We start from the raw sequence: 11,966 nt of genomic DNA, 5'->3' as shown, positions 1-11,966 counted from the left end.
GCGATTGCTCCCGGGACGCCGCCAGCGCGCTAGCCCAACCCTTTAAGCCATTCCCCCATCTCATGGAGCGCGGTGTTTGCCTTGGGCAGGATCTTGCCCATGGTGATGAAGCCGTGAAACTGGCCGGGATAGGTCTTGTAGGTCACGGCCACGCCGGCCTCTGATAGGCGTCTGGCATATTCGTCGCCTTCGTCACGCAGCGGATCGGCGCCGGCGGTCAGCACATAGGCTGGCGGCAGGCCTGTCAGATTGTCCATCCGGGCAGGTGAGGCCCGCCAGTTATCAACGTCGGACTTGCTGGCGAGATAGTGATCGGCGAACCAGCGGATGACGTTATGTGTCAACAGGCAGCTCGTCTCCGGTTCGCTGTGCGAGGGATGGCTCATGCGAAAATCAGTGGCGGGATAGATCAGCAACTGGCCGGCGAGCTTGGGTCCGCCATTGTCGCGTGCATCGATCGTCACGATGGCCGCGAGATTGCCGCCAGCGCTGTCGCCGCCGACGCTGATCTGCTTCGCATCCACATTGAGCTGCACGGCATTGTCGGAAATCCAGCGCGTCGCAGCGATGGCGTCGTCGATGGCTGCCGGAAACTTGTTCTCCGGCGCGAGGCGATAGTCGACCGAGATCACGATCATCTCGCCTTCATGCGCGAGGATGCGACACACCACATCGTGGCTATCGAGATCGCCGATCACCCAGCCGCCGCCGTGGAAGAACACCAGGCACGGCGACATGCCGTCCTTTTTCCGTAGGGTCTTTGGTGTGTAGAGGCGCACGGGAATGGCGCCGGCCGGGCCGGGCACCGTCATGGATGTCACCGACGCCAGTTCCGGCGGTTCGGGATTGGCGACCGGGCGCGCTTTCAAATACCACTCGCGCGCTTCCTGCGGCGAGATCGTCTCATAGGGTGGACGGCCGGCATCGCGAAAGACGTTGAGAACGGCAGCGGCATCGGGATCGAGAACAACGGGCATGTGATCTGCTCTTGGTTTTCTTGATGTTTAAGCGGAGGTGCGGCCGCCATCGACGGTGTAAGCGGAGCCGGTGACGTAGCTCGCATCGTCGGAGGCGAGGAAGGCCACGATTGGCGCGACTTCCCGGGCGAGGCCGAGCCGGCGCTGCGGCACGCGATCGACGACCTTCTCGACCGGGGCAGGCGCGCCGCGGCCGACGCGGGCATCCACAATCGCACTCAGCATGCGGCTGTCGATCAGGCCGGGGCAAACGCAGTTCACTCGAACATTGGTGCCGGTGCATTCCTGCGCCGCGCTCTTGGTGAGGCCGATCACTGCGTGTTTGCTGGCGCTGTAGACGGCGACTTCGGCCGAGCCGATGACGCCGGCGATGGACGCGGTGTTGATGATCGAGCCCTTGTTGGCCTTCAGCATCACCGGCAGCACGTGCTTCATGCCGAGAAAGACGCCGACCACATTGACGTCGAGCACTCGCCGGAAGTCGGTGAGCGACATCTTCACGATGGGCGTGATCGTGCCCTCGATGCCGGCGTTGTTGTAGAAAATGTCGATGGTGCCGAAGCGTTTCACGGCGGCGGCGACATAGCCGATGACGTCTTCCTCGCTGGTGACGTCGGCGGTGAGTGCCGATGCTTCGGCGGAAGCGGGGAGTTGTTCGACCGCGCGCTGCAATGCGCCGGCATCGCGATCCACTGCGACGATTCTGGCGCCGCGCGCCGCCAGCAACTGGATGGTCTCGGTGCCGATCACCCCGGCCGCGCCGGTAACGACGGCTACCCTGCCGTCTAGACGGATTCCGTCAGCCATATTGAACGCTCTCCCCATGCTCCGGTTTGTTCCGGATTGATGGCCGGTCGCGCATCGCGCGCCTGCCTGATGTGGACTATTTCACGGGGAGAATGACCTGACCAGCCGGGCGGTATGGGGAGCAGGGTGCCCTTTCGCCGCCGCATTCGGCGTGTTAACCGGAGGCGATTACGCGGCCATTCTCCTACAATGTCGCGAGCCTGATTCTCGATTGAGCCGCGCCGCATGTTGCGAACCCTGACCATTGCCGGATTTGCGGCCCTTCTGGCCGCCACCTCACTGTCGCCTGCACCTGTGCAGGCGCAGTTCGGTCCGCTGTTCGGCGACACGCCGCCACGGCCGCCGGGGGCGGTGCCGCGTGGCCAGCAACCCCCGCCGCCCATGGACGACGAGGAAGAGGTGCCGGAACTGCCGCAGGGCCGTCTGTTGCCGACCCGTCCCGGCATGGGCGCACCGCCGCCCGGCGCCGTGCAGTCGCAGCCGCTGGCACCGCCGCCCGGCAGCAACACCACCATCGTTCCGCAGAACCCGCCGGGGCAGGGACAGGCCCAGCAGCCGGCCGCGCCAGGGCAGCAACAGCCCGGCGTGGCCAACGCGCCACCTGCCGCCACTCCCGGTGGCCGTCAGCCGCCGAAGGTGGCGCCGCCGACGCCTGCCACGCTGCAACCCGGCGACGAAGTCGTCACCGAGCCGCCGGCGCAGAAGATCGTCAACAAGAAGGCCAGCTTCTCGGGCCTCGACAAGATCACCGGCCGCATCATCAATTTCGACGCCGATATCGGCGAGACCGTGCAGTTCGGCGCGCTCCGCGTGAAGACCGATGCCTGCTACACGCGTCCGGCGACCGAGGCGGCGAATACCGACGCTTTCGTCGAGGTCGACGAAATCACGCTGCAGGGCGAAGTGAAGCGCATCTTCTCAGGCTGGATGTTTGCGGCCAGTCCGGGCCTGCACGGCGTCGAGCACCCGATCTACGACATCTGGCTGACCGACTGTAAGCAGCCGGAAGCCACGGTTGCGACGACACAGCCCGACGCACCGCGTGCGCCGCCGCCGGCCCAGAAGCGCGCGCCGCCGAAACAGCAGCCGCGCGCCCAGCAGCAGCCCCTGCAGCCACCGCCGGGCTTCCCGGCGTTCCGGCAGTAAGCACTACGGCGCGTCTACTACGGCGCGTCTTAAGAGGCGCCGTTCCGTCCCGCGATGATGTCCAGCACCGTCGCGCCCTTGAGCGGGAAATCCATCGGCAGTCTGTCGAATTCCGCAATGCCGTCGAGCGATGCGTCGAGCAGCTTGCGATAACGCGCGCGCGGCACTTCCTGTGCGCCGAAGCTCAGCAGATGATCGGTGACATATTGGGTGTCGAGCAGCTTGAAATCGCCGGCGATCAGCCGCGCGACCAGATGCACGAGTGCCACCTTCGAGGCATCGCGTGCATGGTGAAACATGCTCTCGCCGAAGAAGGCACGGCCGAGCGATACGCCATAGAGCCCACCGGCCAGCGTGTCGTCCTGCCAGATCTCGACGCTGTGGGCGTGGTCCATCTCATGGAGCTCGCCATAGAGGTCGCGGATACGCGTGTTGATCCAGGTGTCCTCGCGGCCCGGCTTTGGCGCGGCGCATTCGGCCATCACGCGCTTGAAGGCGGTGTTGACGGTCACGGTGAATACGTCGGAGCGCACGGTGCGGGCGAGGCGCGAGCTGATGCGAAACCGATCCAGCGGAATGACGCCGCGCATCTCGGGCTCGACCCAGAACAGGCCGGGATCGTCGGCGCTTTCCGACATCGGGAAGATGCCGCAGGCATAGGCACGCAGCAGCAGTTCGGGCGTGACCTCGGAAGAGGCGGAGTCGCGTGAGCTCATGCGGCCAGCATAGCAGGCCGAGGCGGCCTGGGCGACGGTCTCTGCGCTCGACAGGTGCTGAGCGGATTGAGGGTGCCTCGGAGGATCGGAACCACGAACCAACCAATGCTTATGCCCGGTATTTGGCTTACTTATTGGATCAGTCCTGGCGGCGCAGGGCACACTGATGCCAACGCGGGCTGATCAATCTGGAACCGCTCAACAACCGGCCTGGTGCGCCCGATTGTTGCTTGATTGTTCGGATGGCGGGCATAGCTACCAGGATGCAGGCAGGGAGCCTGTTCACCATGACGAATATCGTGACAATCGACGGCAAGGCATCGACCAGAACGACAACACCTCATCGCGTGGTCGTTGTTGGCGCCGGCTTCGGCGGGCTGGAGACCGTGTATCGGCTGACCGGTGCCGATGTCAGCATCACCATTGTCGATCGCCGCAATCATCATCTGTTTCAGCCGCTGCTGTATCAGGTCGCTACCGCGTCGCTGGCGACGTCGGAGATCGCCTGGCCGATCCGTTATCTGTTGCGTGGACGCAAGGATGTGACGACATTGCTCGGCACCGTGACGGGCGTGGATGCGGCGGCGCGCCGGGTGCTGCTCGATGACGGGCAGACGCTGCCCTATGACACACTGGTGCTCGCCACGGGTGCCGGCCACGCCTATTTCGGCCATGATGAATGGGAGCCGTTCGCGCCGGGCCTCAAGACGCTGGAAGATGCGACCACGCTGCGCCGCCGTATTCTCACGGCCTTTGAGCGTGCCGAACGCGAGAGCGATCCCGTCAAGCGTGCGGCACTGCTGACCTTCGTGATTATCGGCGCCGGACCGACTGGTGTCGAACTCGCCGGCACCATCGCGGAGCTCGCGCGGGTGACGCTGCCGGAAGATTTTCGCAATATCAATACGCGCGAGACGCGCGTGGTGCTGATCGAGGCGGGGACACGCGTGCTCGCTGGATTTCCGGAGGACCTGTCGGCCTATGCGCAACGCTCGCTAGAGAAGCTCGGCGTCGAAGTCGCGCTCGGACATGCCGTGTCGGATTGCAACATCGATGGCGTTGTCTATGGCGACAGGGCCCTCGGCGCCAGGACGATCATCTGGGCGGCAGGCGTGCGCGCGTCGCCGGCTGCCGAATGGTTGGGCGTTGCCGCTGATCGCGCCGGGCGTCTGCAGGTCAATCCGGATCTCACAGTGCCGGGGCATCCCGAGATATTCGCTGTCGGTGATACCGTGAGCGTTGCTGCCCCTGATGGCAAGCCGGTACCTGGCATTGCCCCGGCCGCAAAGCAGGAAGGGCGCTATGTGGCGTCAGCAATCAAACAACGTTTGCGCGACGAGACGCCCGCACCGTTTCGCTATTCGCACGACGGCAGTCTCGCACAGATCGGCAAGAAGCTCGCCGTGATCGACTTCGGCCGCGTCAGACTGCGCGGCGCGCTGGCGTGGTGGATCTGGGGCATCGCCCATATCTACTTCCTGATCGGGCTGCGTAATCGTCTTGCGGTTGCGATCAACTGGCTGTGGATCCACACGCTGGATCAGCGCGGCGCGCGGCTGATCACGCAGGGGCGTGCCGTGGTCGACAGCCAATCCGTGCCGTCGCATAGCGGCGAGGAAAAGCGCGTTAGTTCGGCGCGCTGACATCCCGGGACGGTTGCCAGGGCGGCTTGGCAAGAATAGAGGCCATGGATGTCCCCAATCGTGGTGGCGGCTGATCCAGCCTGAGAGTGTCGCCTGACTGTACGCACCGGCGAGCTACGCACACGCAATGTGCCGATGACCGGCTGTAGCAGCTTTCACGCATGACCTGTCGTCGGCTTGCTCCCCATGCGGTGAAGAAACCCATCCGATAGACGAGCATTTCCTGCCGCTCCATGTCGCGTGCGGGGCTGCCGGCGCAACGCCGCGCGTGGCCCGGCTGCATGCCAGCGCGCCGTATGTTGCGGATGCGAAAGGAAAGAGAGGCGCGCTCTAAGATGGTGATACATGCAGCGCAGATCGCGTTGGCGGTTGCTCGCCGGGCAACAACTGGTGTTACGTTGCCGGACGTATTGTCGCAGGTCGGTTTGTCGGGGGAGAAGCTGTGTCGCTGAGCTGGAAGAAGATTGCACCTCTCGCTGTCTGGCTGGTGCTGTACGTCATCCCAATTCCGGCAGGGCTTGTCGCTAATCAGTGGCATTATTTTGCCGTTTTCGCTGCGGTGATTACCGGCCTGATCCTGGAATCCATGCCTGTTGGCGCGGTTGGTCTGATCGGTCTGACCTTTGCGGGCGTGATGGGATATGTCGAACACGATCCCAACAAGTCGCTGCGCTGGATGCTGAGCGGATTCTCCGAAAGCACGGTATGGCTGATCGTCGGCGCCTTCGTATTCTCGATCGGTTATCGCAAGAGCGGCCTTGGCAGGCGTCTGGCATTGCTGCTGGTTCGCGGCCTCGGGCGCAACACGGTGGGACTGGGTTACGCCGTTGCGCTGTCCGATCTTGTTCTCGCGCCGGCGACGCCATCGAACACCGCGCGTAGCGGCGGCACGGTCTATCCGATTGTCAGCAACATCCCGAAGATCTACGGATCGGAGCCGGGTCCGACAGCCGGCAGGATCGGAACCTACGTGATGTGGACCGCCTTCGCGGCGACCGCGGTGACGAGTTCGATGTTCCTCACCGCGCTTGCGCCCAATGCGGCGGCGCTGAGCATCGCCAAGAAGATAGTGAGCGTGGACGTCGGCTGGTCACAGTGGTTCATCGGCTTCGCGCCGCTCGGCGTGCCGCTGATTTTGCTTCTGCCACTGCTGAGCTACGCAATTTGCCGACCGGAGGTGAAAGAAAGCCCGGAGATCGTGGCGTGGAGCGCGAGCGAACTCGCGTCGATGGGGGCGTTGTCGCGCAGTGAATGGATCATGGCTGGACTGGTCGTGCTTGCGATGTTCCTGTGGATCACCGGATCCAATCCCGACATCTCGCTACCTGGCCTCGGTTCGAACTTCATCAATGCGACCATGGTGGTGTTCGTTGTGATCTCGCTGATGCTCGTCACCGGCGTCATCACGTTTTCCGACATCATCGCCGAGAAAGCAGCGTGGGAGGTGTTTTTCTACTTCACATCGCTGCTGACGTTGTCATCCGGCCTCAACGACATCGGCTTCATCAAATGGGCTGCCGCCGGCCTGGCGGCTCCGCTCGCCACATTCAGCCCGACCATCGCGATGATCCTGCTGGTCTCGATCTTCTTCTGGATCCACTATTTTTTCTCGAGCATTACGGCGCACGCGGCGGCGATGCTGCCTGTCGTGCTGGCGGTGGGGTCGAGCATTCCCGGAATCCCGATGTCGACTCTGACATTGCTCTGCATCTATTCGCTTGGCCTGATGGGCGTGATCTCGCCCTATGCCACCGGACCGGCACCGATGTATTTTGGCAGCGGCTATATCGGCAAGGCCGACTTCTGGAAGTTCGGCCTGATCTTCGGGTTGATCTATTTCGCCGGCTTGCTGCTGGTCGTAATGCCCTGGCTGCTGATGATCAACTGAGCCACAGTCCAAGGAAGTGTCGCGTGGCGGGAGGCGCCCGCGTGTCGGTGCACCTCGCTACCTGGTGCCGTAAGCACGGTCACCAGCGTCACCGAGACCCGGCTCGATATAGGCGTGCTCGTTCAGCCGGTCGTCGATCGCCGCGGTCCAGATCGGGACGTCCGGATGATAGCCGCGCAGACGTTCAATGCCTTCCGGCGCTGCCAGCAGGCAAACGAAGCGGATATCCTTGGCGCCGCGTTCCTTGATGCGATCGATGGCTGCCACCGCCGTATTCGCCGTTGCCAGCATCGGATCGATCACGATCACCAGGCGCTCGTCGAGATTGGTCGGGGCCTTGAAGAAGTATTCCACGGCCACAAATGTTTCGGGATCGCGATAGAGACCGATATGCGCGATACGCGCTGACGGAACGAGGCCGATCATGCCTTCGACGAAAGAGAGGCCTGCGCGAAGGATCGGCGCAAACACGAGTTTCTTGCCGGCGATTTCCTTGCCGGTCATCTTCATGATCGGCGTTTCGATCTCGACATCGGTGAGCGGAAGGTCGCGCGTCACCTCGTAGCACAGCAGCATGCCGATTTCGTTGAGGAGTTCGCGAAAGCCCTTGGTCGAGCGGTTCTTGTCGCGGATCAGCGTCAGCTTGTGCTGCACCAGCGGGTGATTAACGATCGTGACGCCGTCCATGAACCTCATCCGTTGCGAGAGTGTAAAACCGTCTTTGATCTAGAAAACCGTGCCGTCGCTGATGACCTTCACCGGCGGCGAATGATCCTCGCGGCGCTCGCGCGCCAGGATGCGGCCGGCGGCCCATGTGCCACCTTCGAGCACCTTGGCCAACGGCAGCGACGTCGCGTCGAGCTTCAGTCTTTGTCGCAGGCCGCCGGCGACGCGGTCAAGTAGCGCCACGGTCAGTGCCCGCCATTCCACCACCAGCGGCGACGATACGTCGTGCTCACGCGTGGCGTCAGCGGGATCGCGGAATTTCAGGACGCCACCATCGACGAAAAGACCACCATTGCGATATTCGGCCAGTCCCGTGAGGCCGTCGATATCGGTCACATCGATGCCTGCGGTCTGCAGCGGTTCGATCAGCGAATAGGCCAGCCATTGCGACAGCTTGTGCAGGGGCACAAGGCCGCTCGTCGCATCCGAGGTCGTCATCGCCGGATGCTTCCAGCAATCGCCGAGCGCGATGCCGTCCAGCGTCAGCCGCGACGGCCAGATCGGACCAAGTTGCAGCAGCAGTTCCGAGAGGATGGTGGGGGCAGGCAGACGGCCATTGTCAACCAGCGAGGCCAGGCGATCGAACAATCCGCCGGGCCGCGGCGTATCCTTCGTGCCGAACACATCGGGCTTCGACGCTACGTGTTCGCCAAGCCGGCGCAGCAGATCGGCGCGGCCGCCGATGCCGACCATTGGATTGGTGTCGGAGACCTGCATGCCGCGCTTGAGATCGCTGACGTCGAGCTGTGCCAGCTTGCTGGCGTCGGCGCGCAGTGGCTGCGCGGGATCGGCAGAGAACGTGCCGCCGGAGAACATCGCGAGGCTCGCGAGACCGAGACCTTCGGAGCGGCCGATGGCCGCGCCGGTTTGGGGATCGGTATAGCGCCAGGTTGGACCGGCCCCGGCATCGAGGAACACGCTGGTGATGGCGAGATCGAATTCCGCGCGTCCGCGTGCTGCGCGATCAGGCCATGAAATGCCGCCCGCGAGGTCGGCCCAGCGATTGTCGCCGGCATTGACGAAGTGACGCCAGCGCGAATGGAACGGGACATCGAGCGACGGATAGGAGGCGCGCGTCGTATCCAGCACCAGGTTGATCACGTCGTCCATGCGCGTCAGATCGATGCGGAAGTTCGGCAGTTTGTCGTCGAGGCCGAGGGTCAGCATGCGCTGCGCACGGGTGCGTACGGCGTGGGCTGACAGCAAGGAGAGGGCGGCAGAGGATTCCGGGGTCTGGGGATTCACTGCTGATATCTCAATACTTCTCAAGCCCGCGACCGACGGAGTCGATCAGGTCCTGCGGCGTCACCGGGTCCGGTGTGAAGTAGCCGGCCGCTTTCTTGGCGGCGATCTCCACATGCGCATCGGCTGGGATCATGTCGTCGGGGATTGGCACGCGCTCGACGATCTCGACGCCCTGACTGGTCAACGCATCATGCTTCATGTCGCTCATGGAAATGAAGCGATCGATGCGCTTGAGGCCGAGCCAGTGCACCACATCCGGCATCAACTGCTGGAAGCGCGCATCCTGCACGCCGGCAACGCATTCGGTGCGTTCGAAATACTGCGCAGCGGCGTCGCCGCCCTCCTGGCGTTTGCGCGCGTTGTAGACGAGGAATTTGGTGACCTCGCCGAGCGCGCGGCCTTCCTTGCGGTTGTAGATGATGATGCCGAGTCCGCCGGACTGACCGGCGCGCGCGCATTCTTCGATACCGTGAATCAGATAGGGACGACAGGTGCAGATATCGGAGCCGAACACGTCGGAGCCGTTGCACTCGTCGTGAACGCGGCAGGTGATCTTGGTCGTGTGATCCGGCAGCTTGCTGACGTCGCCGAACAGATAGGCGGTAGTCCCGCCGATCGGCGGCAGGAACACCTGCAGGTCAGGCCGCGTCACCAGTTCGGGAAACATGCCGGCGGTCTGTTCGAACAGCTGGCGGCGCAGATTGTTCTCGCTGGTATCAAAACGCTTGGCGAGACCGGGCAGATACCACACGGGATCGATAGCGATCTTGACCACGGAGACGCTGCCATTGGCATGCACGACCTCGCCGTCGTGTTTGAGGCGACCGCCAGCGATCGCGGCCTGCAGCTCGGGCAGATCGAGCCGCGCCTTGGTGATCGCAATGCTCGGGCGGATATCGATCCCTTCGGCGATCTCGGGCGCAAAGTTCTCGGCAACGAGATGACCCCAGGGATCGAGCGATACGATCTTCTCGGGATCGGTCCATTGTCCGAAAGGCCCGACGACAGCAGCGGGATGGGTGTTTGTGAGGTCGGGGCGCTTCAGCGGATCAAGTGCGCCGGATGAAACCGCGAGCGCGCGATAGACCGAATAGGAGCCGCCATGGGTGCCGATGACGTTGCGGTCCTGCGGGCGGGAGACGGTGCCGATGACCGGCCCGCGTTCGCGTGCGGAGGGTGCGCCCCACTGGATCGGGAAGTGATGCTTGGCGCCCGGCGCAGGATGCGACGTCAGGCGAATATGATCGATCCGGTTGGAACGGCTCATCGCAAAGGCCCCCTAAAATGGCAACGGCCCGCCTGACAGGACGGGCCTTATTGCTAAGGAAGCAACTAACTATAACTATCTCCCGAATAAATGCAACAGGGAGAAAGACGCGGTAGCCGGCACGGGATGTCTCGCAAGCTCCGGCCCACCCAATATGCGCCGGTTGCCGACAATTTCAGCGTGTTCGGGCCTTGTGTCACGCGATCGTCACGGCGAGCATACGCTTTATCAACCATGTTGGAGTGCCTGATATGCGCGCCGTTCTGGATCATTGCAGCGATGGCGTGAAGCACCGCGTTGCAGCGGGCGATACGATCATCCGGGAAGGACAGACCAGCGGGCATTTGTTCGTGCTGATTGAAGGGCAGCTCGATGTCGTCAAGGGCGACACGGTGGTTGCGAGTTTGACCGAACCCGGTGCTGTGGTCGGTGAAATGTCGGTGCTCCTCGAACAGCCGCATACCGCGACCGTGCGCGCCGCGATGGAGACGCAAGTCTATGAATTCGAGAATGCGACGGATTTCTTGCGGGATCACCCGACCGTCGCGCTGATGATCGCGCGGCTGCTGGCGCAGCGGCTCAATGTGGCGACGAGCTATCTTGCCGATATCAAGCAGCAATATGCCGGCCATGGTACGCATCTGTCGATGGTCGGCGAGCTCTTGGACAACATGGTCAACCTGTCGCCAACGAAGGTGTCACCAGGTTCGGATCGGGGCTCGGATCGACAAAACGATCCACGGATGTGAGCCATGCGGGCGCGGTCTTGATCGGCAACGCCGGACGCTGCAGTGGAGCGTTCAGGTCTATATGGTCAGCGCCTTCCGCCGATAGCCAGAATGCTGTGCCGTCATCGAGGTCGAGCACGATGTAAGTCGGCGGCCGACCGAACTGGCGACCTGCATTGAACACCCAGGTCTCGCCAATCCGGTCGTACCATGAGCCGTCTTTGACAAACGGAGATTCATGCACATGGCCGGAGATCACCATCGCGGGCCGATGCGCCTCGATCCATTGCACCAGTTCGACATCGCCGAAGTAACGCTTGCCGCCCCAGCTTGTGGGTGAATTGGTCGGCGGCGCATGATGGACCCAGATCCAGCGTTTTGCGTTTTGTGCGGATGCTTCGTTGAGTTGCTGCGCGATGCGCTGCTGAACCAGCGGACCGTCCCACCACGGGCAGACCGTAAATAACGTATCGCTGATGGCGAGGCTGTCACCATCGCAGGCAATGCCGAGTTGTCTGACATCGCCAACCCATCGCGCGATCTTCTCGCCTTCATCGTTGCGTTCGTCGAGATCGTGATTGCCAGAGCACAGGATCACCTTGGTGCGTTGGGCAAGCAGGCCGAGATACTTCTTCACTACCAGGATCTGCGCACGGAAGTCCACGACCGATGCGACGTCGAGCGCGTCACCGGCGAAGATCACGAGGTCGAATTGCGAGGCAACGCTCAACAACCAGTCGAACTGGGGCAGCGAATAGTGGAGATCGGCTACGACAAGGCAGCGCATATGAAATCCGAGGTCCGGAAAGGAAGGAAAATATCA

Annotated in this window: 11 protein-coding genes; 4 read left to right on the top strand and 7 right to left on the bottom strand. The window is 63.0% G+C overall.

Annotated elements, in window-relative coordinates; genetic code table 11:
• Window positions 1-29: 29 nt before the first annotated feature.
• Both RSO67_RS03445 and RSO67_RS03440 read right to left on the bottom strand, forming a co-directional pair.
• On the bottom strand, window positions 30-977 hold the full coding sequence (locus RSO67_RS03445) for an alpha/beta hydrolase (RefSeq protein ID WP_315842369.1): 948 nt from the start codon (window positions 975-977) through the stop codon (window positions 30-32).
• Between the two features lie 27 nt (window positions 978-1,004).
• Window positions 1,005-1,784: an SDR family NAD(P)-dependent oxidoreductase gene (locus tag RSO67_RS03440; protein WP_315842368.1), complete on the bottom strand. Its 780-nt coding sequence runs from the start codon at window positions 1,782-1,784 to the stop codon at window positions 1,005-1,007.
• A 225-nt stretch (window positions 1,785-2,009) separates the two neighbouring features.
• On the opposite strand from RSO67_RS03440, the gene RSO67_RS03435 reads away from it, so the two are divergent.
• The gene (locus RSO67_RS03435; RefSeq protein WP_093758384.1) at window positions 2,010-2,930 is read left to right on the top strand and encodes a DUF2155 domain-containing protein; all 921 of its coding nucleotides are present in this window, start codon (window positions 2,010-2,012) and stop codon (window positions 2,928-2,930) included.
• Window positions 2,931-2,959: 29 nt separating this feature from the next.
• Here the strand turns inward: RSO67_RS03435 and aat are convergent, their stop codons facing one another.
• A complete protein-coding gene (aat, locus tag RSO67_RS03430; RefSeq protein WP_315842367.1) occupies window positions 2,960-3,646 on the bottom strand; it encodes a leucyl/phenylalanyl-tRNA--protein transferase in 687 nt (228 codons plus the stop codon).
• A 287-nt stretch (window positions 3,647-3,933) separates the two neighbouring features.
• Here aat and RSO67_RS03425 point away from each other — a divergent pair, with 287 nt between their 5' ends.
• On the top strand, window positions 3,934-5,289 hold the full coding sequence (locus RSO67_RS03425; protein WP_315842366.1) for an NAD(P)/FAD-dependent oxidoreductase: 1,356 nt from the start codon (window positions 3,934-3,936) through the stop codon (window positions 5,287-5,289).
• Between the two features lie 442 nt (window positions 5,290-5,731).
• Window positions 5,732-7,177 carry a DASS family sodium-coupled anion symporter gene (locus RSO67_RS03420; RefSeq protein WP_092143575.1) on the top strand — a complete coding sequence of 482 codons (1,446 nt, stop codon included), beginning with the start codon at window positions 5,732-5,734 and terminating at the stop codon, window positions 7,175-7,177.
• A 57-nt stretch (window positions 7,178-7,234) separates the two neighbouring features.
• On the opposite strand, the gene upp is transcribed toward RSO67_RS03420, so the two are convergent.
• The 3 genes from upp to RSO67_RS03405 form a co-directional block, all read right to left on the bottom strand.
• Window positions 7,235-7,864 (bottom strand): uracil phosphoribosyltransferase, encoded by a 630-nt coding sequence (gene upp, locus RSO67_RS03415; RefSeq protein WP_089264099.1) that lies wholly within the window; start codon window positions 7,862-7,864, stop codon window positions 7,235-7,237.
• 39 nt (window positions 7,865-7,903) lie between these two features.
• A complete protein-coding gene (locus RSO67_RS03410; RefSeq protein WP_315844158.1) occupies window positions 7,904-9,070 on the bottom strand; it encodes a URC4/urg3 family protein in 1,167 nt (388 codons plus the stop codon).
• An 88-nt stretch (window positions 9,071-9,158) separates the two neighbouring features.
• Entirely contained in the window at window positions 9,159-10,415 is a 1,257-nt protein-coding gene (locus RSO67_RS03405) for a GTP cyclohydrolase II (RefSeq protein WP_315842365.1), read from the bottom strand.
• Window positions 10,416-10,666: 251 nt separating this feature from the next.
• On the opposite strand from RSO67_RS03405, the gene RSO67_RS03400 reads away from it, so the two are divergent.
• Window positions 10,667-11,164: a cyclic nucleotide-binding domain-containing protein gene (locus RSO67_RS03400; protein WP_315842364.1), complete on the top strand. Its 498-nt coding sequence runs from the start codon at window positions 10,667-10,669 to the stop codon at window positions 11,162-11,164.
• On the opposite strand, the gene RSO67_RS03395 is transcribed toward RSO67_RS03400, so the two are convergent.
• Window positions 11,091-11,930, bottom strand: a complete 840-nt coding sequence (locus tag RSO67_RS03395) for a metallophosphoesterase (RefSeq protein ID WP_315842363.1) — start codon at window positions 11,928-11,930, stop codon at window positions 11,091-11,093. The two genes, RSO67_RS03400 and RSO67_RS03395, sit on opposite strands and share 74 nt — an antisense overlap.
• Between the last annotated feature and the right edge of the window lie 36 nt (window positions 11,931-11,966).

The sequence above is a fragment of the Tardiphaga sp. 709 genome (genome assembly GCF_032401055.1).
Taxonomy (GTDB): Bacteria; Pseudomonadota; Alphaproteobacteria; order Rhizobiales; family Xanthobacteraceae; genus Tardiphaga.
Note: the sequence above shows the minus strand (reverse complement) of the source record. Positions and strands in the feature narration are given on the sequence as shown.